General features: G+C 59.6%; 22 protein-coding genes. 12 read left to right on the forward strand and 10 right to left on the reverse strand.

What is annotated here, in order from left to right:
* Positions 1–15: 15 nt before the first annotated feature.
* Positions 16–1,188 carry a murein transglycosylase A gene (mltA, locus tag AC07W5_RS02700; protein WP_494990667.1) on the reverse strand — a complete coding sequence of 391 codons (1,173 nt, stop codon included), beginning with the start codon at positions 1,186–1,188 and terminating at the stop codon, positions 16–18.
* A 128-nt stretch (positions 1,189–1,316) separates the two neighbouring features.
* On the opposite strand from mltA, the gene AC07W5_RS02705 reads away from it, so the two are divergent.
* Positions 1,317–1,766 (forward strand): c-type cytochrome, encoded by a 450-nt coding sequence (locus AC07W5_RS02705; RefSeq protein ID WP_495012020.1) that lies wholly within the window; start codon positions 1,317–1,319, stop codon positions 1,764–1,766.
* A 92-nt stretch (positions 1,767–1,858) separates the two neighbouring features.
* Here the strand turns inward: AC07W5_RS02705 and AC07W5_RS02710 are convergent, their stop codons facing one another.
* The 4 genes from AC07W5_RS02710 to AC07W5_RS02725 form a co-directional block, all read right to left on the reverse strand.
* Positions 1,859–2,254, reverse strand: a complete 396-nt coding sequence (locus AC07W5_RS02710) for a DUF1090 domain-containing protein (RefSeq protein ID WP_495022740.1) — start codon at positions 2,252–2,254, stop codon at positions 1,859–1,861.
* A 95-nt stretch (positions 2,255–2,349) separates the two neighbouring features.
* Positions 2,350–4,032 carry an NAD-dependent DNA ligase LigB gene (ligB, locus tag AC07W5_RS02715; protein ID WP_495022741.1) on the reverse strand — a complete coding sequence of 561 codons (1,683 nt, stop codon included), beginning with the start codon at positions 4,030–4,032 and terminating at the stop codon, positions 2,350–2,352.
* Positions 4,033–4,183: 151 nt separating this feature from the next.
* Positions 4,184–5,374, reverse strand: a complete 1,191-nt coding sequence (metK, locus tag AC07W5_RS02720) for a methionine adenosyltransferase (RefSeq protein WP_494990663.1) — start codon at positions 5,372–5,374, stop codon at positions 4,184–4,186.
* 18 nt (positions 5,375–5,392) lie between these two features.
* Positions 5,393–6,388, reverse strand: coding sequence for an ArsR/SmtB family transcription factor (locus AC07W5_RS02725; RefSeq protein WP_494990662.1), 996 nt, complete (start codon positions 6,386–6,388; stop codon positions 5,393–5,395).
* Positions 6,389–6,648: 260 nt separating this feature from the next.
* Between AC07W5_RS02725 and tkt the strand changes: the two genes are divergently transcribed.
* From tkt to AC07W5_RS02775, 10 genes are all read left to right on the forward strand, one after another.
* Entirely contained in the window at positions 6,649–8,646 is a 1,998-nt protein-coding gene (gene tkt / locus AC07W5_RS02730; RefSeq protein WP_494990661.1) for a transketolase, read from the forward strand.
* Between the two features lie 220 nt (positions 8,647–8,866).
* The gene (gene epd / locus AC07W5_RS02735; RefSeq protein WP_494990660.1) at positions 8,867–9,946 is read left to right on the forward strand and encodes an erythrose-4-phosphate dehydrogenase; all 1,080 of its coding nucleotides are present in this window, start codon (positions 8,867–8,869) and stop codon (positions 9,944–9,946) included.
* Positions 9,947–9,963: 17 nt separating this feature from the next.
* Entirely contained in the window at positions 9,964–11,127 is a 1,164-nt protein-coding gene (locus AC07W5_RS02740) for a phosphoglycerate kinase (RefSeq protein WP_494990659.1), read from the forward strand.
* Between the two features lie 32 nt (positions 11,128–11,159).
* Positions 11,160–11,384, forward strand: coding sequence for a hypothetical protein (locus tag AC07W5_RS02745; RefSeq protein WP_494990658.1), 225 nt, complete (start codon positions 11,160–11,162; stop codon positions 11,382–11,384).
* Between the two features lie 60 nt (positions 11,385–11,444).
* Positions 11,445–11,774 carry an MliC family protein gene (locus tag AC07W5_RS02750; RefSeq protein WP_495022742.1) on the forward strand — a complete coding sequence of 110 codons (330 nt, stop codon included), beginning with the start codon at positions 11,445–11,447 and terminating at the stop codon, positions 11,772–11,774.
* A gap of 270 nt (positions 11,775–12,044) precedes the next feature.
* Positions 12,045–13,109, forward strand: coding sequence for a class II fructose-bisphosphate aldolase (fba, locus tag AC07W5_RS02755; protein WP_123426473.1), 1,065 nt, complete (start codon positions 12,045–12,047; stop codon positions 13,107–13,109).
* Positions 13,110–13,148: 39 nt separating this feature from the next.
* Positions 13,149–13,352 carry a ubiquitin-like protein gene (locus tag AC07W5_RS02760; RefSeq protein ID WP_494990656.1) on the forward strand — a complete coding sequence of 68 codons (204 nt, stop codon included), beginning with the start codon at positions 13,149–13,151 and terminating at the stop codon, positions 13,350–13,352.
* Positions 13,353–13,800: 448 nt separating this feature from the next.
* Entirely contained in the window at positions 13,801–15,924 is a 2,124-nt protein-coding gene (locus tag AC07W5_RS02765) for a putative bifunctional diguanylate cyclase/phosphodiesterase (protein WP_494990655.1), read from the forward strand.
* A 42-nt stretch (positions 15,925–15,966) separates the two neighbouring features.
* Positions 15,967–16,479, forward strand: coding sequence for a M48 metallopeptidase family protein (locus tag AC07W5_RS02770; protein ID WP_494990654.1), 513 nt, complete (start codon positions 15,967–15,969; stop codon positions 16,477–16,479).
* Positions 16,480–16,503: 24 nt separating this feature from the next.
* Positions 16,504–16,800 (forward strand): winged helix-turn-helix domain-containing protein, encoded by a 297-nt coding sequence (locus AC07W5_RS02775; protein ID WP_494990653.1) that lies wholly within the window; start codon positions 16,504–16,506, stop codon positions 16,798–16,800.
* A gap of 41 nt (positions 16,801–16,841) precedes the next feature.
* Here the strand turns inward: AC07W5_RS02775 and AC07W5_RS02780 are convergent, their stop codons facing one another.
* A complete protein-coding gene (locus tag AC07W5_RS02780) occupies positions 16,842–17,294 on the reverse strand; it encodes a GNAT family N-acetyltransferase (RefSeq protein WP_494990652.1) in 453 nt (150 codons plus the stop codon).
* Positions 17,295–17,565: 271 nt separating this feature from the next.
* On the opposite strand from AC07W5_RS02780, the gene AC07W5_RS02785 reads away from it, so the two are divergent.
* Complete coding sequence (locus AC07W5_RS02785) at positions 17,566–18,303, forward strand: substrate-binding periplasmic protein (RefSeq protein WP_494990651.1); 738 nt, start codon at positions 17,566–17,568, stop codon at positions 18,301–18,303.
* A 61-nt stretch (positions 18,304–18,364) separates the two neighbouring features.
* On the opposite strand, the gene yccS is transcribed toward AC07W5_RS02785, so the two are convergent.
* The 4 genes from yccS to mdtD form a co-directional block, all read right to left on the reverse strand.
* The gene (gene yccS / locus AC07W5_RS02790; protein WP_495012013.1) at positions 18,365–20,548 is read right to left on the reverse strand and encodes a YccS family putative transporter; all 2,184 of its coding nucleotides are present in this window, start codon (positions 20,546–20,548) and stop codon (positions 18,365–18,367) included.
* A 252-nt stretch (positions 20,549–20,800) separates the two neighbouring features.
* Positions 20,801–21,979 (reverse strand): BaiN/RdsA family NAD(P)/FAD-dependent oxidoreductase, encoded by a 1,179-nt coding sequence (locus AC07W5_RS02795; RefSeq protein ID WP_495012012.1) that lies wholly within the window; start codon positions 21,977–21,979, stop codon positions 20,801–20,803.
* 135 nt (positions 21,980–22,114) lie between these two features.
* The gene (dbpA, locus tag AC07W5_RS02800) at positions 22,115–23,452 is read right to left on the reverse strand and encodes an ATP-dependent RNA helicase DbpA (RefSeq protein WP_494991171.1); all 1,338 of its coding nucleotides are present in this window, start codon (positions 23,450–23,452) and stop codon (positions 22,115–22,117) included.
* A 154-nt stretch (positions 23,453–23,606) separates the two neighbouring features.
* Positions 23,607–25,034 carry a multidrug transporter subunit MdtD gene (gene mdtD, locus AC07W5_RS02805; RefSeq protein ID WP_494990648.1) on the reverse strand — a complete coding sequence of 476 codons (1,428 nt, stop codon included), beginning with the start codon at positions 25,032–25,034 and terminating at the stop codon, positions 23,607–23,609.
* Positions 25,035–25,166 lie beyond the last annotated feature (132 nt).

The raw sequence follows: 25,166 nt of genomic DNA on the forward strand, positions 1-25,166 counted from the left end.
AGCCTTCGGCAGCTGCTACGGGGTAGTTGGCGCGTCGGGCACCTTTGGCAACACCGCGCCTTTAGGCCACAGCATCCAGATCTGTCCCTGCTGTTTCATATCCCCGGCCAATTGCCCTGCCGCATCACCTGTTCCCCAGAACAGATCTGCACGGACTTCGCCGGTAATGGCGCCACCCGTGTCCTGAGCCGCAACCGGACGAACCAGTCCGGAGCCGTCAGGTCGTGTGGTTGATAACCACAACAGGCTGCCCAGCGGAATCACCTTGCGGTCCACTGCGACGCTGTAGCCAGCGGTCAACGGTACATTGAGCGAGCCGCGCGGGCCCTCATTGCTGTCCGGGTTGCGATTGAAAAACACGTAGCTGGGGTTGCTGCCGAGCAGTTCTGGAATCCGCGTTGGATGCGTCTTGGCCCAGGCGCTGATGGCGCCCATGGTCACGTCTTCTTTTTTCAGCTCGCCCTGGTCGACCAGCCAGCGACCGATTGGCCGATACGGGTGACCATTTTGATCGGCATAACCGATGCGCAGCTGACGGCCGTCTTCCAGTTGAATGCGGCCCGAGCCCTGGATCTGCAGAAATTGTAGATTCATCGGATCGGTCAGCCAGGCAATCACCGGCGCCTTGACGCCCTTGGCATCAATGGCGGCAGCATCGTCATAGGGCTTGAGCACCCGACCTTCGAGCCGGCCACGCAGGCGCTTGCCTTTGAGTTCGGGGTAAATGCTGTCGAGCGCTACGATGATCATGTCGTCGGGCACGCCATAGACGGGTACCGTCGCTTGCGCCGTCTGGCTCAGGCTGCCTGGATACACCGGTTCGTAATAGCCGGTGATCAGGCCGTTGCCACTGCCATTGGCAGAGCGCAGGCCGTAAACGTCCAGATGTTCCTTGAGGAAACCACGAATATCGCCAGGCGTCTGCGGCACATTGGCTGCCGTCGTGCAGGTGGCGGCCCAGATCGGGTCAGCCTTGAGTCGGGTGCAGGCACTGCGCCAGGAGCCGAAGCCGGCGAGCAAATCATTATCGGAAACGGCGGGCAGTGCATCCCAGGTCGCACTGGTGTAGGTGGCGACGGCATGTGTTTTCGGCTTTGTGTTGTCGCCACCAGTGCAACCGGCAAGCAGGGCGACTATCGGTAGAGTCCAGGTCAGGCTTCGGCGCCATGCCTTGAAATTGCTATTCATTCGGTATTTCCTTTGCCGGTTGCCCAAGCGCTTGAAGCGTTCAAACAACCCGTATTGTTAATAGGGCTATTGGTCTTTGCGGATGACGCGAGGATACTGGCCGCCGTTTCCCGTGACCTGAAGCCACCATGACTCTTAAAAGACTTTCTGTTGTATTGCTGGCCTGCTTGACGCTGTCCGCCTGCGGCGGTGTCGATCCGAACTCGCCGCTGGGTCAGCGCAAGGCAATCTTCAAGCAAATGCTCAAGGCTGGTGAAGACCTGGGCGGTATGTTGCGCGGGCGCATTCCCTTCGACGGGGGGCGCTTTGCCGAGGGAGCGGTGAAACTGGACAGTTTGTCCCGCGAACCGTGGAAGCATTTTCCACAGGTCAAGGAAGAGGGTCACACCAGCGCCAAGGACAATGTCTGGCAGCAGCAGGCACGCTTTCAGGAGTTGGCCCGCACGCTGGAAGCCGCCACCGGCGAACTGGTGATCGTCAGCAAGGTTCAGCCCTACAAGGCCAGTAACCTGGGCCCGGCGGTGCAGAAAGTCGAAGATGCCTGTAGTGCGTGTCATAAGCAGTTTCGTGATCATTGATCTTTCAGCTCAATAGATAACCCTGTGGCGAGGGAACAAGCTCGCTCGCCACAAAGGCCCCTTGCCACAACTAGCACCGGCCTTGTCCAGCCTTACTTATCCAGCTCGTTCAGAGCGTCCTGCAGATCTTTGCGGGACTTGGCGAGTTTGTCTTTGAGTTTGTTGATCTTCTCGGAGTCGCCTTTTTTCATGGCTTTCTCAAGGTCGGTCTGACGGCGGCTGACTTCGTGCTTGGCATCGAGCACCTTGTTCTCCCGCTCTTTCTTTAAAGACGAGTCGGTGCAATGGGCAGTAACTTCGCTCAGGGCTTTTTCAAGACCCGCCTGCTGATCACTGTTGCCGTTGGTTTTAGCCTGGTCGATCTGGGTGCTGATGGCCTGACCTTTGGCCGCACAGCCGGTGAGCTCGAGGGTTTCTTCTGTGGCCAGCAGGGGGGTGGCCAGCAGACTGCAAACCGTGAGCAGGGCGAGCGGTGACAAAAAATTCATAAAGGCTCCGTGAAAAAAATCGCTTTCAGGTCTGCATACGGATGCGCTGTTGGAGCTCATCTACATTCATCGGGTTCAAAACTGCCGGGAGGCCACTAAAAGCCATCAATCCCGGCAGCGCGTAATTCTTCACTCAAGGCCAGTACCTGCGGGTCGCGGAAAAACGCGCTCAATTGCGCGGCCCGTCCCGGGCCGATCCCGGCTTCGGTTTGCCATTGTTCGGTGCTTCTTGCTGCCAGCGCCTGCCATGGGCCTGTGAGGCGGGCATCAGCTGTCGGCGGCAGGCCCAAGGCTTTCAGCCAGCGTGTAAAAGGGCGTTGCCTGGCGTCGCGCAAACTACTGAGCAGGCGGGCGCTGCTGCGTTCGCCGAAGCCGTCAATGTTAGCAAGCTCTAGCGTGTCGAGGGTCAACCAATCGAGCAGACTGTTGATGCGCCCGGCGCTGATCAGTTTTTCCCAGGTGCCGGGGCCAATATGTTGCAACGCCAACCCCTGCTTGCCACTGAGCCAGATCAGGCGTGCCAGGAACTGGCTCTCACATCCCGGTACAGGCTGCCAGCAACTCAGGTGATGAAAGTCCTCCGCTCGCGGTGCGACTACCGCGGGGCGCTCCGTGCTGCGCAAAACGACGCTGTCGAGGCGGGGAATGGTCAAGCCTGCCAGGCTGATCGCGACTTGATCGCCGGGACGGATGTCCAGCGCCTGCCAGCGTTGCAGTGAGCTGACACTCACGCGTTTGATCTGCCGGTCATCCAGTGTCACCGGCTTGAGTTCCAGTACCGGGGTGATTCGCCCGGTACGGCCGATCTTGAAATTGACTTTGCGCACTTCTGCCAAAGCCTGGGCAAACGGGTACTTCCAGGCGGCACTCCAATAAGGTGTTTTGGCTTGCCAGCGTTGTGCGGGTGGGCGCTGACTCTGGCGCAGCACCACGCCGTCGCTGGCAAACGGCAGGGGCGTGCGATACCAGTGTTCGCGCCATTGTTCGGCGTCAGCAAAACGTGTAACCGGATGGCTGTATTGCACGCTTTGGGTAAAGCCCAGTGCCTTCAAACCGGTCAGCCGTTCGGGCAGGGTGGCCGGGCCTTGCGGCCAATCCCAGACGAACAACCCGATACCATCAGCCTGGGCAGTACTGAGTTCTTTGCGTGCCATCAATCCGGCAACGGTGCTGCGGGCGTTGAGGCTGCCGGCCTTGGCTTGCACATGGTCGGTGAGGCGCCAATAGAGTTCGCCTTGAAGCTGCAGATCGACAGCTTGCGGCAGGTGCGCGGGGATGGCGTCGAGCTTGCGGGCCGAGGCTGTCCAGTCTTGCCCCTGGACACCGTCACCGCGACTGATCGCCTGCGTTAACCGGCCTTGGCGATACACCAGCGTTACTGCCACGCCATCGACTTTTGGTTGAATCCATACGTCGTTGCGGCTATTGAGCCAGGCTTCGACGGCGCGGCTGTCGGCGAGTTTCTCCAGGCCGGTATGGGGGATGGGATGGGCAATGGGCCCAATAGCGGTGCGCAAGGGACGATTCAATGGCTCGTTGGCCAGGGGGAAACACGCACGCCATTGTGTAAGTCGGGCGCGGGACTGGTCGTAAAGCTCGTCGGTGACCAGAGAGCGACCTTGTCGATGGTAGTTGTCGTCCCAGCGATCGATGTAGTGTTGCAATGCGCCGATCTCCTTCTCGGCTCGTGCCGGTGGCCAGTCGGGGCAAGTGTTCGCGTTGGCGTTCAGGTAACAGAGGACCAGCCATAAACCGGTGAACAGACGCATCGTGAGCATCCTTGCTCGGGTGGGATGCTTAAGGCTAGGTCAGCTGCGGTGATGGAGAGCGCTGGTGAGCGAGTCGGTGTCTTTCCGGGTGTGTCGGTCTGGGCACAAAAAAGCCCCGCAGGGCGAACCGTGCGGGGCTTTAGGTGTAGCGGAAGAACGATTACAAGCCGGCAGCAGCGCGCAGGGATTCGGCGCGGTCGGTGCGTTCCCAGGTGAACGTGGTGAAGGTGTCGTTGCCGACGGTCTTCACTTCCGGCGTACGACCGAAGTGGCCGTAGGCTGCGGTTTCCTGGTACATCGGGTGCAGCAGGTCGAGCATGGTGGTGATTGCGTATGGACGCAGATCGAAGCATTCACGGACCAGGTTGATGATTTTTTCATCGCTGATCTTGCCGGTGCCGAAGGTGTTCAACGAGATCGAAGTCGGCTGAGCAACGCCGATGGCGTAGGAAACCTGAATCTCGCAACGCTCGGCCAGGCCTGCAGCGACGATGTTCTTGGCCACGTAACGACCGGCGTAGGCCGCAGAGCGGTCAACCTTCGATGGATCTTTACCGGAGAATGCGCCACCACCGTGACGAGCCATGCCGCCGTAAGTGTCGACGATGATCTTGCGGCCGGTCAGGCCGCAGTCGCCAACCGGGCCGCCGATGATGAAGTTGCCGGTCGGGTTGATGTGGAACTGGGTGTCTTTGTGCAGCAGCTCGGCTGGCAGCACGTGCTTGACGATCAGCTCCATCACGCCTTCGCGCAGGTCTTTGTAAGATACTTCCGGGTTGTGCTGGGTCGACAGAACGACGGCGTCGATGCCCACGACCTTGCCGTTTTCATAGCGGCAGGTGACTTGGGATTTGGCGTCCGGGCGCAACCACGGCAGCAGGCCGGATTTACGGGCTTCAGCCTGGCGCTGCACCAACTGGTGAGAGAAGGTGATCGGTGCTGGCATCAGCACGTCGGTTTCGTTGCTGGCATAGCCGAACATCAGGCCCTGGTCGCCGGCGCCCTGGTCTTCCGGCTTGCTGCGGTCAACGCCCTGGGCGATGTCTACCGACTGCTTGCCGATGATGTTCATCACGGCACAGGTCGCACCGTCGAAGCCGACGTCGGAGCTGTCGTAACCGATGTCGATAATGACTTTACGGACGATGTCTTCGAGGTCAACCCAGGCCGAAGTGGTGACTTCGCCAGCGATGATTGCTACGCCGGTTTTCACCAGAGTCTCGCACGCCACACGGGCGAACTTGTCTTCAGCAATGATGGCGTCCAGCACCGCATCAGAAATCTGGTCGGCGATTTTGTCCGGATGCCCTTCAGACACGGACTCGGAGGTGAAAAGGGAATATTCGCTCATCTCGATGGTTTCCTGAATTTACCGATGGTGAGTGTCGCCAGCCGGTCGCTGAAAGTGGCGTACCTGGATCTGGAAACCATTACGTAAGCCTACATAGAGGCTTTCCCCGGGAACGAGTCCCGCAGCGGTGGCCCAACGGGCCAAATCGTCCTGTTCAAAACCCAACCAAAGATCACCGCAGGCCTCCCTGGCCCAACTTTGATTGTGGCTACACAACTCTGTCACTAACAGGCTACCGCCTGGTTGCAGCAAGTTGGCCATGTGCTTGAGTGCCTCGGCCGGTGCCGCGAAATGGTGCAGCACCATGTTCAGCACCACGCAATCGGCCTGAAGGCTTACGCCATTCAATGCATCGGCCAATTGCAGGCTGACGTTAGTCAGGGATTCACGCTCACAGACCTGACGTGCCAGTTCGAGCATCGCCGGGCTGTTGTCCAGCGCCGTGATCTGACTGAAACGTTGCGCCAGCTCTGGCAGAAAACCGCCGTCGCCGGGCCCGACTTCAATGGCCGTGGCGCCACTGTCGAAACTCAGCTTGTCGAGCAGCGCCAGTACGCTTTCGCGGTATTGCGCCAACCCGGCGATCAAGTCCTGCTGGGCACGAAATTTTTCCGCAACCCGTGAGAAGAAGTCCTGGCTGGCCGCGGCCCGCTGCCCATGGACCTGACCGATCCGCGACCGCACATCGGCAGGCAGGGTCAGGTTGTCCACTTCATCGAGCAGGGCTGCGTGCAGCTTGCCGCCCAGCAGCTCGGTGTGGGGCAGGGCACGACGGTAGAAAATCGCGTTGCCTTCGCGGCGGCTCGCCACCAGGTCAGCCTGGGCCAGCACCTTCAAATGGTGGCTCATGCCGGATTGGCCGATGGCGAAGATCTGTGCCAGCTCCAGCACGCCGAACGAATCGTTGGCCAGCGCACGCAATACATTCAGCCGTAACGGATCGCCGCCGGCTTTGCACAGGGCAGCCAGCTCATCGGATTCGTCATGGCGAATGGAAGGTACGCGCAGGTTCATAGGGCTGGCAGTCTAGTGAGGGTGCGAAATCCTCGCAAGAGCAATATCAAAAAGTTTTGATATTGCTCGATAAATGGCACTTCAAGGGCTTGGGTTCACGCTACAAATGAACAGCGGAATGGTTTCACCAAGAGATTGGGCCTTTATCCACAGGAAAAAGTCGCTTGAGTGACTATCTGTCATTGCCCCAAGGCTGTCCGCTGGGGGAAAATGCTCGCCTTTTTTCCGTTTCGTTTTATTTAGCCCCCAGGAGATCAGCGATGCCCAGCCGTCGTGAGCGTGCCAACGCCATTCGTGCCCTCAGCATGGATGCCGTGCAAAAAGCCAACAGCGGCCATCCCGGTGCCCCTATGGGTATGGCGGATATCGCCGAAGTACTTTGGCGTGACTACCTCAAGCACAACCCGAGCAATCCATCGTTCGCCGACCGTGACCGGTTCATCCTGTCCAACGGCCACGGCTCGATGTTGATCTACTCGCTGCTGCACCTGACCGGCTATGACCTGTCGATCGATGACCTGAAAAACTTCCGCCAGCTGCACAGCCGCACCCCGGGTCACCCGGAATACGGCTATACCCCGGGCGTTGAAACCACCACCGGCCCGCTGGGCCAGGGTCTGGCCAACGCTGTCGGTTTCGCCTTGGCGGAAAAAGTCCTGGCGGCGCAGTTCAACCGTCCAGGCCACAACGTTGTCGACCACCACACCTACGTGTTCCTGGGTGATGGCTGCATGATGGAAGGCATTTCCCATGAAGTCTGCTCCCTGGCCGGTACTCTGGGCCTGGGCAAACTGATCGCCTTCTACGATGACAACGGCATCTCCATCGACGGCGAAGTTGAAGGCTGGTTCACTGACGACACCCCTAAGCGTTTCGAAGCCTATAACTGGCAAGTGATCCGCAATGTCGATGGCCACGACCCGGACGAAATCAAGACTGCGATCGAAACCGCACGCAAAAGCGAGCAACCGACGCTGATCTGCTGCAAGACCACCATCGGCTTCGGCTCGCCGAACAAGCAAGGCAAGGAAGACTGCCACGGCGCACCACTGGGGGCCGATGAAATCGCTCTGACCCGCGCTGCCCTGAAGTGGAACTACGAGCCGTTCGAAATCCCGGCCGACATCTACGCCGAGTGGGACGCCAAAGAAGCCGGTCGTGCTGCCGAAGCCGAGTGGGACCAGCGTTTTGCTGCTTACTCTGCAGACTTCCCGGAGTTGGCCAACGAACTGATCCGTCGCCTGAGTGGCGAGCTGCCAGAGGACTTCTCCGAGAAAGCTGCGGCCTACATCGCTGAAGTGGCGGCCAAAGGCGAAACCATCGCCAGCCGTAAAGCCAGCCAGAATGCCTTGAATGCTTATGGTCCAATGCTGCCGGAACTGCTGGGTGGCTCCGCTGACCTGGCCGGTTCCAACCTGACCCTGTGGAAAGGCTGCAAAGGCGTCAGCGCTGAAGACGCCAGCGGCAACTACATGTATTACGGCGTTCGCGAGTTCGGCATGAGCGCGATCATGAACGGCGTGACGCTGCACGGCGGTCTGGTGCCTTACGGCGCGACCTTCCTGATGTTCATGGAATACGCCCGCAACGCAGTGCGCATGTCGGCGCTGATGAAGCAACGCGTAATCTACGTCTACACCCACGACTCCATCGGTCTGGGCGAAGACGGCCCGACTCACCAACCGATCGAGCAACTGTCCAGCCTGCGCTGCACGCCGAACCTCGACACCTGGCGTCCGGCCGATGCCGTTGAATCGGCCGTGGCCTGGAAATGTGCGCTGGAGCGCGACGACGGTCCGTCGGCATTGATCTTCTCGCGTCAGAACCTGCAGCACCAAACCCGTAATGCCGTGCAGATTGAGTACATCAACCGTGGTGGCTACGTGCTCAAGGACTGCGCAGGCGAGCCTGAGCTGATCCTGATCGCAACCGGTTCCGAAGTCGGTCTGGCGGTTCAAGCCTTCGACAAACTGACAGAACTTGGCCGTAAGGTGCGTGTGGTTTCCATGCCATGCACCAGCGTCTTCGATGCTCAGGATGCCGGCTACAAGCAAGCGGTTCTGCCGTTGCAGGTCAGCGCCCGTATCGCCATCGAAGCTGCTCACACGGATTACTGGTACAAGTACGTGGGCCTGGAAGGTCGCGTCATCGGCATGACCACCTACGGCGAGTCGGCGCCTGCGCCAGCCTTGTTCGAAGAGTTTGGCTTCACCCTGGAAAACATCCTGGGTCAGGCTGAAGAGCTGCTGGAAGACTAAAAAACGCGGACGCGGTAGCCACTGGCTGCCGCGATCCCCTGTAGCAGCTGCCGAAGGCTGCGTCCGGTCGCGAAGCGGTCGTAAACCTGACAGCGCGTATCTTCAATTGGAGCGCGGTGCCTGATTTTACGACCGCTACGCGGCCGGATGCAGGCTGCGCCAGCTGCTACAGGTCCGTGTTGTTTACAGAATTCGTCTGCTGCGCATTATCGAGAACCCCATGCCTCAACCGCGTCCCTACAAAGTTGCACTCAACGGCTACGGCCGGATCGGTCGTTGCGTCTTGCGTGCTTTGTTCGAGCGAGGGGCGAGCGCCGGGTTTGAAATTGTTGCGATCAATGATCTGGCTGATATGGCCAGCATCGAATACCTGACACGCTTCGACTCCACCCATGGGCGTTTTCCCGGAGAGGTGAGGGTCGACGGTGATTGTCTGCATATTAATGGCGACTGCGTGAAGGTCCTGCGCAGTGCCACCCCAGAAGGCATCGATTGGGTGTCGCTTGGCGTCGATCTGGTGCTGGAGTGCTCCGGCGCTTATCACACCCGCGCAGACGGCCAGCGTTTCCTCGACGCCGGCGCGCCGCGCGTGCTGTTTTCCCAGCCGATGGCCAGTGAAGCGGATGTCGACGCCACCATCGTCTACGGCGTCAATCAGGATTGCCTGACCGGCGATGAATTGCTGGTCTCCAACGCGTCCTGCACCACCAACTGCGGCGTGCCGCTGTTGCGTCTGCTGGATCAGGCCTTTGGTCTGGACTACGTGTCTATCACCACGATTCACTCGGCAATGAACGACCAGCCGGTGATCGACGCCTATCACCACGAAGACCTGCGCCGCACCCGTTCGGCGTTCCAGTCGGTGATCCCGGTGTCCACTGGTCTGGCGCGAGGTATCGAACGCCTGCTGCCGGAACTTGCCGGGCGAATTCAGGCCAAAGCCGTACGCGTGCCGACGGTCAACGTGTCTTGCCTCGACATCACGATGCAAACCGTGACTGACACTGACGCCACCGAGGTCAACCGGATCCTGCGCGAGGCGGCTACCAGCGGCCCGCTCAAAGGTCTTTTGGCTTACACCGAATTGCCTCACGCCAGTTGTGATTTCAACCATGACCCACATTCGGCGATCGTCGATGCCAGTCAGACCCGCGTTTCCGGCCCAAGGCTGGTGAACGTGCTGGCCTGGTTCGACAACGAATGGGGTTTTGCCAACCGAATGCTGGATGTTGCAGAACACTATCTGCACACCGCTACTCCAAAACCTGACTCTCCACTCTCTGCTTCTCAACAGCAGTAACCCAGGAAATGCGACCCATGACCGTGTTGAAGATGACCGACCTCGATCTGCAAGGTAAGCGCGTATTGATCCGCGAAGACCTCAACGTCCCAGTCAAGGACGGTGTTGTCACCAGCGATGCGCGAATCCTGGCTTCGCTGCCGACCATCAAGCTGGCCCTGGAAAAAGGCGCGGCCGTGATGGTCTGCTCGCACCTTGGCCGTCCGACCGAAGGTGAATTTTCGGCCGAGAACAGCCTCAAGCCGGTTGCTGATTACCTGAGCAAGGCCCTGGGCCGTGAAGTGCCGCTGGTGTCCGACTACCTGGGGGGCGTTGACGTCAAGGCCGGCGACATCGTGCTGTTCGAGAACGTGCGCTTCAACAAAGGCGAGAAAAAGAACGCTGACGAACTGGCCCGGCAATACGCCGCCCTGTGCGACGTGTTCGTGATGGACGCCTTCGGCACCGCTCACCGTGCCGAGGGTTCGACCCATGGCGTAGCCAAATTCGCCAAAGTCGCCGCCGCTGGCCCGTTGCTGGCGGCCGAACTGGACGCACTGGGCAAAGCCCTCGGCGCCCCGGCCCAGCCAATGGCGGCCATCGTTGCCGGTTCCAAGGTCTCGACCAAACTCGACGTGCTGAACAGCCTGAGCCAGATCTGCGATCAGCTGATAGTTGGTGGCGGCATCGCTAACACCTTCCTCGCTGCGGCCGGTCACCCGGTTGGCAAATCGCTGTACGAGCCGGATCTGCTGGACACCGCCCGTGCCATCGCTGCAAAAGTCAGCGTGCCATTGCCGGTCGACGTGGTGGTTGCCAAGGAATTCGCTGAAAGCGCCGCCGCGACCGTCAAGCTGATCGCTGACGTAGCTGCAGACGACATGATCCTGGACATCGGTCCACAAACCGCAGCGCATTTCGCTGAACTGCTGAAGTCGTCGAAAACCATTCTGTGGAACGGCCCGGTCGGCGTGTTCGAATTCGACCAGTTCGGTAATGGCACCAAAGTCCTGGCCCAGGCCATCGCCGACAGCTCGGCATTCTCCATCGCTGGCGGTGGCGACACCCTGGCAGCCATCGATAAATATGGCGTTGCCGAGCAAATCTCCTACATTTCTACCGGTGGTGGCGCATTCCTCGAATTCGTCGAAGGCAAAGTGCTGCCAGCCGTTGAAGTGCTGGAAAGCCGCGCGAAAGCGTAAAGGTTGATCTGGCCGGAAAAAGGAACATTCACATGGTCAAGACATTACCGCTATTGATCGTCGCGGGCTTGCTGGCCGGTTGTGCCAGTGCTCCGAACGCCGCCAGACCTGAACCTGCAGCAGGTGGGCCGGAAAAAGGTTGCTACCAAGCCGATTGGCAGGCCGAAACCGCTCCGGTGATCGACAAGCGCTCGGGACCGGATGGTCTGGATAAGTACGAGACTCCTGCCAAGGCCATGGAACATGGTTGCCCTTGACGGGTCAGATTCAATAACGCGCTGTGCTTGCGGCGGTGAGCCGCAAGTCGAGGAACACCGATGAGAGGCTTTATCGCCGTGGCGGTGCTGGCGCTGCTTGCAGGTTGCACCAACCTGCACTTGCTCGAGTCGCCGCAGCAGGATAGCTGGACAACCTGGAGCTGTGACAGCCAGGCGCAAGTGGTCTGGCGTTACACCGATAGCAGTCGTAAGGAAGTCGATCTACGCCTGAGCGGCAGCGACCAGGTGTATCGCCTGAAGCTTGAGCCAGGCGGCTCGGGCTCGCTGTACAGCAATGAAATGCTGGCGTTTCACATAAAAGGTGAGGAAGGCCTGGTTTACTGGGTCGCCACCAACGATTTGATCGGCCGTGGATGTAAAACACCGTAAGGCCGGATACCCGTAGCAGCTGCCGCTAGGCTGCGTTCGGCCGCGAAGCGGTCGTAGAACCAGACACCTCGGTTTGTCAGGATAATCCGGATAACCGATTTTACGACCGCTTCGCGGCCGAACGCAGGCTTCGCCAGCTGCTACGGACCGCGTGATGACTGAATTGATTGGCAGCCAGGGCTAACCCCCGATCTGCAATAACTTGAATAGCAGCCGCCGCTACGGCAGGCTTGCACGATTAACGACCCTCGACCGGGAGATACACACCCAATGGCACTTATCAGCATGCGCCAGATGCTGGACCACGCAGCCGAATACGGCTACGGCGTTCCAGCCTTCAACGTCAACAACCTTGAGCAGATGCGCGCCATCATGGAAGCCGCTGACAAGACTGACTCCCCGGTGATCGTCCAGGCTTCGGCCGGCGCCCGCAAATACGCTGGCGCGCCATTCCTGCGTCACCTGATCCTGGCCGCGATCGAAGAGTTTCCGCACATCCCGGTGTGCATGCACCAGGACCACGGTACCAGCCCTGACGTCTGCCAGCGTTCCATCCAGCTGGGCTTCAGCTCGGTCATGATGGACGGTTCCCTGGGCGAAGATGGCAAGACCCCGACCGACTATGACTACAACGTCCGTGTCACTCAACAGACCGTAGCCATGGCTCACGCCTGCGGCGTTTCGGTAGAAGGCGAGCTGGGCTGCCTGGGTTCGCTGGAAACCGGTATGGCCGGTGAAGAAGACGGCATCGGCGCGGAAGGCGTGCTGGATCACAGCCAGATGCTCACCGACCCGGAAGAAGCCGCTGACTTCGTCAAGCGCACTCAGGTCGACGCCCTGGCCATCGCCATCGGCACCAGCCACGGCGCCTACAAGTTCACCAAGCCACCTACCGGCGACGTGTTGGCCATCGATCGCATCAAGGAAATCCACAAACGCATCCCTAACACCCACCTGGTGATGCACGGTTCTTCTTCGGTTCCGCAAGAGTGGCTGGCGATCATCAACCAGTACGGCGGCGACATCAAAGAAACCTACGGCGTACCGGTTGAAGAAATCGTCGAAGGCATCAAGCACGGCGTACGCAAGGTCAACATCGACACCGACCTGCGCCTGGCATCGACTGGCGCCATGCGCCGCCTGATGGCCACCAATCCGAGCGAATTCGACCCACGTAAATTCTTCGGCGCCACCGTGACGGCGATGCGTGACGTATGCATCGCTCGTTACGAAGCCTTCGGTACTGCGGGCAATGCTTCGAAGATCAAGCCGGTCTCTCTGGAAGCGATGTTCCAGCGTTACCTCAAAGGTGAGTTGAACGCCAAGGTCAACTAAGCCTGAGCGTTTAATAGCGTTAGTAAAAAACCCGCTGAGATGCGGGTTTTTTGTGGGCGCCCGTTAGAGACGGAACCGTCGGATACGATCGAGAGCGTCAAAGCGAAGATCCAGGACAAAGAGGGAATCCCCCCGGACCAGCAACGTTTGAATTTTTCAGGAATAAAACTGGAAGATGGACGCACATTGTCGGATTACAGCATCCAGCGGGATTCGGCTCTGAATCTGGTACTTCGTTTGTAACGATGAATCAATGTTTCAAAAAAAAAGCAGCACTGCCGGCCGGAACACAGCTCTGGTAGGAGCGAGGCTTGCCCGCGAACGAGTCGGGCCGTGTTCGGACGAAGCGCACGCAAATCCGGCATCCGCATTCTGTCTGATGGGCCGTGATGTAAGGTTTTGCGACCGCTGCGCGGGCGATCGCGGGCAAGCCTCGCTCCTACAAGTCTTGCGGTGTCCTGCGTATGGGTTCGACATTTCATAAAATTGACGTCAGTTTAATGACTGTGTGTCATTTAACCCCGGTTTACCGGGGCAGAAGCGCTGACCGTTAGTCGGGTGCCTGAGGATTTGGTTAAATGATAGCGTGGTGACATCTACTGCTTTGTCTGATCCGGGACTAGAGTGAAGGCTCACTATTTGTCCGGTGTTCCCTCGGTTACCGGAATGACGTCCAGACAAGAGAAGCAGCATGGAATGCGCGCAGCCCAAGCCAGGTGAAGTCCGCTCAGTCCTTTTGATCGTTGATGACTATCCTGAAAACCTGATCAGCATGCGTGCGTTGTTACAGCAGCAGGACTGGTGCGTAATGACCGCCGCCTCCGGGGTCGAGGCTCTGGGCTTATTACTCGAACATGAAGTCGACCTGGTGCTGCTGGATGTGCAGATGCCCGGGATGGATGGTTTTGAAGTGGCACGCTTGATGCGCGACAGCCAGCGTACCCGCCTGACTCCAATCATTTTCCTTACCGCCAACGAGCAGTCCCGGGACGCCGTGATCAAGGGCTACGCCAACGGTGCGGTCGATTACCTGTTCAAGCCGTTCGACCCGCAGATTCTCAAACCCAAAGTCCAGGCATTGCTGGAATACCAGCGCAATCGTCTGGCCTTGCAGTGCTTGAGTCATGATCTGGAGGCGGCGAGGGCATTCAATGCCTCGGTGCTGGAAAACGCGGCTGAAGGGATTCTGGTGGTGGATGAAGGCGGAGTCATCCGCTTCGCCAACCCGGCGATCTCGCGGTTGCTCGATGCCCCGGTGACAGAGCTGCAGGGCGCGGAGTTCGTGAGTTTTCTGCAAAAACCTCATGTGCCCCGTTGGCTCGATTCGGAGCTTTATGCGGGCTACCGCCGTGGCGACACCTGGCGCTTGCACGACGCCGTGTTGCGCACGGCTCCCGGCCAGCAGGTGCCCGTGGCATTGTCGTGTGCGCCGCTGCCGTCTGAGCACAAGGCGATGGTCGTGACCGTGCTGGATATGTCGGAGGTGCGCCATCTGCATCAGCAGCTTGAATTCCAGGCGGTCACTGACCCTTTGACCGGGTTGCTCAACCGACGTGGCTTTTATCAGACCGTGGAGAACCTGCTGCTGCGCAGTGAGCGATCGGGCACCACGCCGGTGCTGCTGTATCTGGATCTTGACGGCTTCAAACGGGTCAATGATTCCCTGGGGCACGATGCCGGGGATCGGGTGCTGCGCTGGGTGTCCGAGCAATTGAAGGCGTGCTTGCGCTCCTTCGATATTCTGGCGCGCATGGGGGGCGATGAGTTCACCGCGTTTCTCGATCTGGAGTTCCCCGAACAGGCGGCGAAAATAGCGGAGAAACTCATTGAACGGGTGTCGATTTGTCAGCAAGTCGGGGGCCTGGATATGGCGCTTGGGGTAAGCATCGGAATCGCTACTTACCCGGACTGCGGCTCCAACCTCGACGGCTTGCTGCGGGCTGCGGATATCGCGATGTACGAGGCCAAGCGCGCGGGGCGCCAGCAGTATCGGTTCTACGATTACGAGATGAATGGTCGCGCGCGTTCGCGTTTGATGCTCGAAGAAAGCGTGCGCTCAGCGATTGAGAACAAGGATTTCAACCTGGTGTACCAACCTCAGGTGGCGATATCCGACGGCCGTCTGCGCGGTTTCGAAGCCATGCTGCGCTGGCAGCACCCGAGCGTCGGTGACGTGCCGCCGGGGTTGTTCCTGCCATTGCTGGAAGAGGCACGGCTGATCAGCTGTCTGGGTAGTTGGATCTACCAGCAGAGTGCGGCTCAGCGGCGTGACTGGGGAAGCGTTTTTGCTGACGACCTGGTGCTCAGCGTGAGCCTGAGCAGTACCCAGTTTGGCATGCCCAATCTGGCGGCAGAATTGCGTCAGGTGCTCGAGCGTCATGGCTTGCGGCCACAACAGCTGGAAGTCGAAGTGACCGAGGACGCCTTGATGCAAAACCTCGATGAAGCTCGCAAGCAGCTGCGGCTATTGCGCAAGCTTGGGGTGCGGGTCGCGCTCGATGACTTTGGTATGGGCAACTGCTCTTTGGCTCATCTGCGCGACCTGGAACTTGACACCCTGAAACTCGATCGGCAGCTGATTGCCCGCTTGCTCGATTCGCCGCGCGATGCAGCGATGGCCAGCAGCGTTATCGATCTGTGCAAGCGGTTCGGTTTGCTGGTGATCGCTGAAGGTGTGCAAACCCACGAGCAGTATCAGTGGTTGCAGGCCAATGGCTGTCAGTACGCGCAAGGCTCTCTGGTGGCGCATCCGCTGATGGCCCGTGACGTCAGCCGTTTTGCACTGCCGTTTGACTGGAGCGCGCTGGAGGGCTGAATTCGCTACACTGGCGATCTTTCGTGACTGTGTTGCTGCCCCATGACTGCGCTGAAATATCTCCAGGCTTATCCCGCTGCCTTGCAAGAGCAAGTGCGTCAGCTGATTGCGCAAGATCGGCTGGGCGATTATTTGAGCCAGCGTTATCCACACAAGCACGCGGTGCAGAGCGATAAGGCGCTGTACAGCTTTGCTCTGGCACTCAAGCAGGAGCATCTGCGTAATGCACCGGCCATCGACAAAGTGCTGTTCGATAATCGTCTGGATTTGACCCATCGCGCCCTTGGTTTGCACACCGCCATTTCGCGGGTGCAGGGTGGCAAACTCAAGGCCAAGAAGGAGATCCGCATCGCGTCATTGTTCAAGGACGCGGCACCGGAATTTCTGCGCATGATTGTGGTGCACGAACTGGCACACTTCAAAGAATCCGACCACAACAAGGCGTTCTATCAGCTCTGCGAGCACATGCTGCCGGGCTATCACCAATTGGAATTCGACCTGCGGATTTACCTGACGTACCGGGACATGCAGGGCAAGACCGTTGTGGCTTCGTAACGGTTACCGACAAGGAGTTTGTGGATGGACGTGAGCAAGACCAAGAGCAGCTTTTACCGCCGCTTGTACGTGGCTTACCTGATCGACAGCCAGCTGGCCAGCAGCGTCCCGGCGCTCATCGACGTCACCGGCATGCCCCGACGCACGGCGCAGGACACGATCGCGGCGCTCGCGGATCTGGATATCGTCTGTGAGTTCGAGCAGCAGGACGGTGCTCGCAACCATGCCGGGCGTTATCAGATCCACAGTTGGGGGGCGATTGATAAGGGCTGGATCACGCAGAATCTTGGGCAGATCAAAGCGGTGTTGGGGTATCCCTGAGCACTGATCGTTCCCACGCTGGAGCGTGGGAACGATCAGGTTCAGGATTTGCGCATCCCGATATGCGCAATACCATCTTCAAGATATTCCTCACCCGCCACGACAAACCCGTATCGCTCGTAATAGCCCTGCAAATGCGCTTGGGCCGACAAGTAGATCGGGACCTCAGGCCAGTACTTTTCAGCCTGCTTCAAGGCGTTGGCCATCAGTTCATGCCCCAGCCCTTTGCCTCGCGCGTGCGGTGCAATCACCACCCGGCCGATGACCACGTCCCCGCCTTGGGAGACCGGGTCGAGCAAACGCAAGTACGCCACTAACCGATCACCGTCCCACGCCATCAAATGGCAGGTGTCACCTTCCAGGTCCTGGCCATCGACTTCTTGATAGGCGCATTTCTGCTCGACAACAAAGACTTCCGTGCGCAATTGCAAAATGGCGTACAACTGCTCCTTGCCCAGATCGCTGTGGTGTTTGCAGACCCAATCGATTGTCATCTGTTCATCCTGTAAGAAACCTGGTTCGGATACTAAGCGTCCTGCGAGTGGATGTCTGCCGCCGGCAGAGGTCGTTTATGTGAGAAAAATCAAATTGCCATCATTCATTTTGCTCGCTCCTGTCTTCTTTGTGTAATCTGCTGGGTAGCTCTGTGCAGTGGCTCCCATGAGCTAGTGTTAGGACCGGAGTTGTGGCGGCGTACCGGCACACGGGCCTTCGAGTTTTGGCTAAAAACACGCTGGGCAGCCCGCCCGCTAAGGATGTTTTAGCATGCCGCGATTGCATCGAGCCTTTGCTTTGATTGGATTGCTCTTGCTGGGTCAGAGCGTTTACGCGGAAAAATTGCGTCTGGTAGCCGATGCCTGGCCGCCGTTTACCGATGCCACTCTGGTTAATGGCGGGTTAGCCACCGATATAGTCAGTACTGCCCTGGCGCGGGCCGGCTATGCCAGTGAATTCGAGCAAGTACCTTGGGCCAGAGCCTTGCAGGGCGTTGGCGAAGGGCGTTACGACGTGTTGGTGAATGCCTGGTTCAACGAGGCCAGGACCCATCTGGGGCAGTTTTCCAGCGGGTATCTAATCAATCGGGTGTGCTTTATCAAGCGCAAGGATGAGCCGATCGAATACGACAATTTGCAGCAATTGCATGAATATCCGATCGCTGTGGTGCGTGGTTATGCCTATTCCTCGGCCTTCGACGCAGACCCGGACTTACAGAAAGTGCCTGTGCACAACTTTTCGATGGCGGTGCGGATGCTGGCCGCCGGCCGCGTGAAGTTGACCCTGGAAGATGAATACGTCGCGCGCTACTACCTGGCCCGTGAGTCGCCCAGGGTGCGCAACGGGGTGGAGTTTGTGCCCAAGCCGTTGAGCGAGAACAGCCTGCATATTCTGGTCAGCCTGAAAAACCCCGAGCATCAACAAATCGTCGCCGGTTTCGATCGGGAGATCGCGGCGATGAAGGCTGACGGGAGTTATGACCGGTTGCTGAAGCAGCATGGGATGTAACCTGAAGCGAAGCTGTTTCTGATGATCGTTCCCACGCAGAGCGTGGGAACGATCTGCCCTGCTAATCCTCGCTGGTATCCTTGATCAAATGCGCCGCCAGGGTCCGCAATGGGCCGAGCTGGCGGCAAATCAGTGCCAGCTGGGTTTGCACCAGCCGCTGGCCTTCGTCGATTTCATCCGGCATCTGTTCCAGCTCATTGGCCAGTGCTTCTTCGGCATCGCTCTGAATCGCAATCGGCAGTTTGCTTGCCAACCCTTGAGCGATTTCATCGATGCTCGCCGCCAGGCTGACGCCGGCGCCGTCGATCAATTGCTCGCGCACTGGCGGCGGTAACGGGGTTTCACGGTGGGCACCGAGGCCCGACAAGTAGCTGAGCAAGGTGTGGGAGAGCACCAGAAAGCGGAAACCGACGTCGGCTTCTTTGCGAAAATGCCCCGGCTCCATCAGCATGTTGGCCAGCGTGGTCGACAGCGCCGCATCGGCGTTGTGGGCATTGCGTCGGGCCAGGCGATACGCCAGATCGTCACTTTTGCCGATGGCATATTGCTGCATGATTTGCCGCAAGTAGATGCTGTTGCAGGTCAGGGTATTGGCCAGCACTTTGTTCAAGCGTCGACCTTGCCAGTCCGGCAGGAACAGAAACACCGCAAGCCCCGCGATCAGGCTGCCGAGCAAGGTATCGAGCAGTCGTGGCAGGAATAGCCCGTAACCGTCGCCGACCTGATTGAAGCAGAACAGCACCATCAAGGTGATCGCCGCCGTGGCCAGGGTGTAACGGGTGGTGCGGTTGATAAAGAACACTATCCCGGCGGCGATGGCGAACAGCGACTGGATCAGGGGGCTGGGGAATAGATCGAACAGTGCCCAGGCCGCAGTCAAACCGATCGCCGTGCCGATGACCCGTTGACCAAGCTTGCGCCGGGTCGCGCCATAGTTCGGCTGGCAGACGAACAGTGTGGTGAGGATGATCCAATAGCCTTGGGACGGGTGAATCAAATGCACCATGCCGTAGCCAATGCTCAAGGCCAGGGGTAAACGCAGGGCATGGCGGAACAACAGCGAAGTTGGCGTCAGTTGGGTTCGCAGGCGCGTCCAGACGTCCTTGAGGTTGCGCGGCGAACGGTCCAGCAGACTGCTGTCGGTGGCGTCGGCCAGGCTGTCGGGGTTGCTCGCATCGCTGAGCAGCCGGTCGAGGGTGCTCAGGTTTGCCGCCAGCGCACGCAAAGAGCGCAGCAAGCCGCGCCAGGCCGGGTTGCTCTGGATGCGCAAGTGTTCGAGGGAGGCGTGCAGGTCGCTCAGCGCTTCGGCGAAGTTGGCGTCATACACGAACGGTTGGCGCAACTGAATCGTCTCGGCCAGTGCCCGGCAGGCTTTGCCTTGCTGGCGTAGCAGGCGCTGGCAGCGAAACAGCACGTCGCTATGGAAAAAGGCTTCGGCCAGCGCGTTGTAGGGATAGTGGGAAGAGCTGGCGCGTTCGTGGATGTCCTGGGCGAGGAAGTACAGCTTCAGGTAGCGGCTGACTTTCGAGCCCGGTCGGCCATTGCCGACCCGATGCAGAATGATTTCCTTGGCGGCGTTGAGCGCTGCGACGACCCGGCCGTTTTGCTGGGCCAGTTGCAGACGCCGCGCCTCGACATCCATCTGCCGGATCGGCTCGAACAGCAACGACTTCAGCTTCAGGTAATAACCCAGCTCACGAAACAGCCGGGCGAGACTCTGTTGCACTGGCTGGTTGGAAAACAGCGCCTGCCACACCACGGATAGCAGGCCGTACCAGGCGGCACCGGCCACCAGCAGCACCGGCTCATGCCAGAAGTCGTTGACCGCGCCGCCGCGCTGGTCCACGCCAATCATGGTGTAGACCGAGAGAATCAAGGTCGCCGAAGCAATCGCACCATAACGTTCGCCCAAGGCGCCGAGCATGGTCAGGCTGAAACTGGCCAGCGCCAGAGCGCCGACAAAAATCAGCGGGTAGGGGAATAACAGTTCGACGGAAAGCGCCGCGACGCTGAAACAGACCAGGGTCACGGCCAAGGCATTCAAGCGGCCTTGCCAGCCGTCGTCGGTCTCGGCCAGGGCGCTGGCGATAATCCCCAGGAACAACGGGATCAGCAGGCCCATTTCATCCTGATACCAACACAGCGCCATCGTACCGGTCAGGGCGACGAATACCCGCACGCTGTAGCTGAATTTATCCAGCGCCCAAAGGCGCCGCAGAGACTGACGGAACGAGGTCGATGACATGAAGTGCGAAGGCCTTCCGGGGCAATGCAGCTAAATTGAGCCAGTAATGACGTCGACGCAATGGCGTCGATCACATCTGACAGCAAAATCTGTTCCGTCCTTGGTGAACGCAATCTGCAAAACACCACCGACTCAATGTAGGAGCGAGCTTGCTCGCGATAGCGGCCTGTCAGTCAACATTGATGTTGAATGTGACGGCCTCATCGCGAGCAAGCTCGCTCCTACATTATTAGATTTGTGTATTTGCGAGGGTCAGACGTATTGCGCGGCGGCGTAGCCGGAGGCCCAGGCCCACTGGAAGTTGAAACCGCCGAGGTGCCCGGTGACGTCCAGTACTTCGCCGATGAAATACAGCCCTGGGCTTTTCAGCGATTCCATGGTTTTGGATGACACTTCGCGAGTGTCCACGCCGCCCAACGTTACTTCCGCGGTGCGATAACCTTCGGTGCCGGCCGGCACCAGCTTCCAGCACGCCAGCTTTTCGGCGATATCGGCCAACTCAGCGTGGGTGTACTGCTTCATTGGCTTGGAGGCGAACCATTGTTCGGCCAGCAGGTTGGCCATCTTCTTGGTAAAGATCTCGCCAAGCAGGGTTTTCAACTCGCTGTTGGGGCGTTCGGCTTGTTGCTGTTGCAGCCAGCCCGGCACGTCGTAATCGGGTAGCAGGTTGATCTCCACGGTGTCGCCCGATTGCCAGTACGAGGAAATCTGCAAAATTGCCGGGCCACTCAGGCCGCGGTGGGTGAACAGGATGTTCTCGCGGAAACTCTGATCGTTGCAGCTCACCAGGCAATCCACCGAGGTACCCGACAGCTCGCCGCACAACTCTTTGAGCTGATCGGTGATGGTGAACGGCACCAGCCCTGCGCGAGTCGGCAGCAGCTCATGGCCGAATTGCCTGGCCACTTGGTAGCCAAAACCGGTAGCCCCGAGGGTTGGAATCGACAGGCCGCCGGTGGCGATCACCAGGGATTCGCAGGTCAACTGCCCCAGGGTGGTTTCCAGCAGGTACCCGCTTTCGAATTTTTCGATCTGCTGGATCGAAGTGTCCAGGTGCAGGCTGACGCCGACCTGTTCGCACTCCTCGAGTAGCATGGCGAGGATGTCGCTGGATTTGTTATCGCAGAACAACTGGCCGAGCTTCTTCTCGTGGTACGGCACGCCGTGCTTGGCCACCAACCCGATGAAATCCCATTGGGTGTAGCGGGCGAGGGCGGATTTGCAAAAGTGCGCGTTCTGCGAGAGAAAATTGTTCGGTTCGGTGTACATGTTGGTGAAATTGCAGCGCCCACCACCGGACATCAGGATTTTCTTGCCGGCCTTGTTTGCATGGTCGATCAACATCACCTTGCGCCCACGCCCGGCGGCGGTCAGTGCACACATCAAACCTGCGGCGCCAGCGCCAATGATCACGACTTCGGTAGAGCGCAAAACGAAACCCTCAACATGTTCGATCGTTCCCACGCTCTGCGTGGGAACGCCGCCTTGGACGCTCCGCGTCCGCTTTTGTGACGCGAAGCGTCACGGGATGCATTCCCACGCGGGAGCGTGGGAACGATCATGTTCTTACAAAATCCGCACGCGCAGCGACCGGCCTTTGATTTTGCCTTCGCTCAAGCGCTGCACAGCCTGCTTGGCGATTGTGCGTTCCACGGCCACGTAGGCCTGGAAGTCGAAGATCGCGATTTTGCCGACCTGGGCACCCGGGATGCCGGCATCGCCGGTCAGGGCGCCGAGGATATCGCCCGGGCGAACCTTGTCTTTACGGCCGGCGCCGATGCACAGGGTGCTCATGGCCGGCAGCAGCGGGGCGCCGCCCTGGGATTTCAGGTTGTCCAGTTGATCCCAGCTCAGTGGCGATTTCTGCAGCTGCTCGATGGCCTGGGCGCGATGGGCTTCGGACGGCGCGACCAGACTGATCGCAATGCCTTTCTCACCGGCACGGCCGGTACGGCCGACGCGGTGGATGTGGATTTCCGAGTCACGGGCCAGTTCGACGTTGACCACCATGTCCAGCGCATCGATGTCCAGACCGCGAGCGGCGACGTCGGTGGCGACCAGTACCGAAGTACTGCGGTTGGCGAACATCGCCAGCACCTGGTCACGATCGCGCTGTTCCAGGTCGCCATGCAGGCCGACGGCGGAAATGCCTTTGGCGGTCAGGTGATCAACGGTTTCCTGCACCTGCTGCTTGGTGAAGCAGAACGCCACAGTGGACTGCGGACGGAAATGTGCGAGGACTTTGACCACTGCGTCCATGCGCTCTTCCGGCGAAATCTCGAAGAAACGCTGTTCGATCTGCGTGTCGTCGTGGAACGCCTCGGCCTTCACTTGCTGCGGGTTGCGCATGAACTTCGACGCCAGCTGCTTGATGCCCACCGGGTAGGTGGCGGAGAACAGCAGGGTCTGGCGACGCTCCGGGGACTGGGCGATGATTTCTTCGATGGAATCGTAGAAACCCATGTCGAGCATGCGGTCGGCTTCGTCGAGGATCAGGGTGTTCAGGCCATGGAGCACCAGCGAACCCTTGCGCAGATGCTGCTGAATCCGGCCCGGGGTGCCGACGATGATGTGCGCGCCGTGTTCCAGCGAACCGATCTGCGGGCCGAAGGACACGCCGCCGCACAGGGTCAGGACCTTGATGTTGTCTTCGGCGCGGGCCAGGCGACGGATTTCCTTGGCGACCTGGTCGGCCAGCTCACGGGTCGGGCAGATGACCAGTGCCTGGCAGCCAAAGAAGCGCGGATTGATCGGGTTCAACAGGCCGATACCGAAGGCGGCGGTTTTGCCGCTACCGGTCTTGGCCTGGGCGATCAGGTCCATCCCCTTGAGGATCACCGGCAAGCTTTGCGCCTGGATCGGCGTCATCTGGGCATAACCGAGGGAGTCGAGGTTAGCCAGCATGGCGGCGGACAGCGGCAAAGTATTAAAAGCGGTGGCGATGGTGGTCACGGGACTGGCCTGCAAAACAAAATGTCGCGCAGTGTACCAGTCCCAAGCATTTTCCCTGCAAGTTATGGACGAAAAGTAGCCAGGTGCGGGCACCTTTTGTCAGAAACTACGGCTCGATGTGCTCTTGCGGACGGCGAATACGCCGGCCGTCTTTTGGCGACAGCTGCAAAAAGATCGCCGCAGCCAGCATTGCCATGATGCCGACGGTCACGAAGGTCAACTGGAAGGCGCCCAAAACGCTGTTCACACCGTCGTTGCCCACCTCAGCGGTAAAGCCGCCGAGCAGGGCACCGGCACAGGCCACGCCCAGGCTCAGGGACAGCTGCGCGACCACCGACAGCAGGCTGTTGCCGCTGCTGGCGCTGGCGTCATCGAGGTCGATCAGGGTGACGGTGTTCATCGCGGTGAACTGCAACGAGTTGACTGCGCCGAGCAGCGCTAATTGAAACAGCAACAACCCGTAAGGCGTTTGTTCGCTGACCAGCCCCATGCTCGCCAGCAGTAAACCCAGCGCCAGGGTGTTGCCGGTGAGCACGATCCGATAACCCAGGCGTTCGATCAGCGGCCGGGCGATGGATTTGGCGATCATCGCCGCCGCGGCCAGCGGCAGCATGCTCATCCCGGCCTGGGACGGCGAATAACCGAGGGCGATTTGCAGCAGCAACGGCACCAGAAACGGCAGGGCGCCGCTGCCCAGACGAGCGAACAGGTTACCGAGGATGCCCACGGCAAAGGTCCGGGTCTTGAATAGCGACGGTGCAAACAAGGGGTTGTCGATGTGCCCGGCCCGCAGCCAATACGCCGCGAGGCAGGCCATGCCGCCGAACAGCAGCAACATCACCCGCAAGTGCGGCAGGTGCAGTTCGCCGAGACCCTCCATGGCGATGGTGATCAGTACCATCGCCGCGCCGAAGAACAGGAAACCGAGGCCGTCGAAGCGCGTGCGCTCGCTGCCGCGCAGGTCGGGAATGAAGCGCCAGACGGCGTAGCAGCCGATCAGGCCGACCGGCAGATTAATCAGGAAAATCCAGTGCCAGGTCAGGTACTGCACCATCCAGCCGCCCATGGTCGGGCCGAGCAGCGGGCCGAGCAGGCCGGGAATGGTGATGAAACCCATAATCCGCACCAGATCAGAGCGTGGGTAAGCCCGCAGCACCACCAGCCTGCCTACCGGCAACATCAGTGCGCCGCCCAGCCCCTGCACGACCCGGGCGCCGATCAGAATGTTCAGCGAGTGGGATAACGCGCAGAGCAGCGAGCCGATGCTGAACAGAAATATCGCGCCGAAGAAAATCTTTTTGGTGCCGAAGCGGTCGGCGATCCAGCCCGAGGCGGGAATCAGCAGGGCCACGGTGAGCATGTAGGCGATGACCACGCCTTGCATGCGCAGCGGGTCCTCCGCCAGATCCCGGGCCATGGCGGGCAATGCTGTGTTGAGGATTGTTCCGTCGAGGGACTGCATGAAAAACGCGATGGCCACTACCCACGGCACCCAGCGGGCGGTTGTTGCATCAAGCGTCGGGCGGTTGGGCATGGGACCTCTTGTGAGTGTGAGTCAGTGATCGTTCCCACGCTCTGCGTGGGAATGCAGCCCGTGACGCTCCGCGTCACCGTTCAAGAGCGGACGCAGAGCGTCCATGGATACATTCCCACGCAGAGCGTGGGA

It is taken from the genome of Pseudomonas sp. GW821-FHT01E05 (genome assembly GCF_059422425.1).

Coding starts and splice junctions, on each gene's coding strand:
- AC07W5_RS02770 (WP_494990654.1), top strand. CDS start 15,967: ATGACTGCGCTGAAATATCTCCAGGCTTATCCCGCTGCCTTGCAAGAG.
- AC07W5_RS02740 (WP_494990659.1), top strand. CDS start 9,964: ATGACCGTGTTGAAGATGACCGACCTCGATCTGCAAGGTAAGCGCGTA.
- AC07W5_RS02785 (WP_494990651.1), top strand. CDS start 17,566: ATGCCGCGATTGCATCGAGCCTTTGCTTTGATTGGATTGCTCTTGCTG.
- AC07W5_RS02780 (WP_494990652.1), bottom strand. CDS start 17,294: ATGACAATCGATTGGGTCTGCAAACACCACAGCGATCTGGGCAAGGAG.
- mltA (WP_494990667.1), bottom strand. CDS start 1,188: ATGAATAGCAATTTCAAGGCATGGCGCCGAAGCCTGACCTGGACTCTA.
- ligB (WP_495022741.1), bottom strand. CDS start 4,032: ATGCTCACGATGCGTCTGTTCACCGGTTTATGGCTGGTCCTCTGTTAC.
- dbpA (WP_494991171.1), bottom strand. CDS start 23,452: ATGCTGGCTAACCTCGACTCCCTCGGTTATGCCCAGATGACGCCGATC.
- AC07W5_RS02750 (WP_495022742.1), top strand. CDS start 11,445: ATGAGAGGCTTTATCGCCGTGGCGGTGCTGGCGCTGCTTGCAGGTTGC.
- AC07W5_RS02760 (WP_494990656.1), top strand. CDS start 13,149: ATGCGGGTTTTTTGTGGGCGCCCGTTAGAGACGGAACCGTCGGATACG.
- AC07W5_RS02765 (WP_494990655.1), top strand. CDS start 13,801: ATGGAATGCGCGCAGCCCAAGCCAGGTGAAGTCCGCTCAGTCCTTTTG.
- tkt (WP_494990661.1), top strand. CDS start 6,649: ATGCCCAGCCGTCGTGAGCGTGCCAACGCCATTCGTGCCCTCAGCATG.
- epd (WP_494990660.1), top strand. CDS start 8,867: ATGCCTCAACCGCGTCCCTACAAAGTTGCACTCAACGGCTACGGCCGG.
- yccS (WP_495012013.1), bottom strand. CDS start 20,548: ATGTCATCGACCTCGTTCCGTCAGTCTCTGCGGCGCCTTTGGGCGCTG.
- fba (WP_123426473.1), top strand. CDS start 12,045: ATGGCACTTATCAGCATGCGCCAGATGCTGGACCACGCAGCCGAATAC.
- AC07W5_RS02710 (WP_495022740.1), bottom strand. CDS start 2,254: ATGAATTTTTTGTCACCGCTCGCCCTGCTCACGGTTTGCAGTCTGCTG.
- AC07W5_RS02725 (WP_494990662.1), bottom strand. CDS start 6,388: ATGAACCTGCGCGTACCTTCCATTCGCCATGACGAATCCGATGAGCTG.
- AC07W5_RS02705 (WP_495012020.1), top strand. CDS start 1,317: ATGACTCTTAAAAGACTTTCTGTTGTATTGCTGGCCTGCTTGACGCTG.
- AC07W5_RS02745 (WP_494990658.1), top strand. CDS start 11,160: ATGGTCAAGACATTACCGCTATTGATCGTCGCGGGCTTGCTGGCCGGT.
- AC07W5_RS02775 (WP_494990653.1), top strand. CDS start 16,504: ATGGACGTGAGCAAGACCAAGAGCAGCTTTTACCGCCGCTTGTACGTG.
- metK (WP_494990663.1), bottom strand. CDS start 5,374: ATGAGCGAATATTCCCTTTTCACCTCCGAGTCCGTGTCTGAAGGGCAT.
- mdtD (WP_494990648.1), bottom strand. CDS start 25,034: ATGCCCAACCGCCCGACGCTTGATGCAACAACCGCCCGCTGGGTGCCG.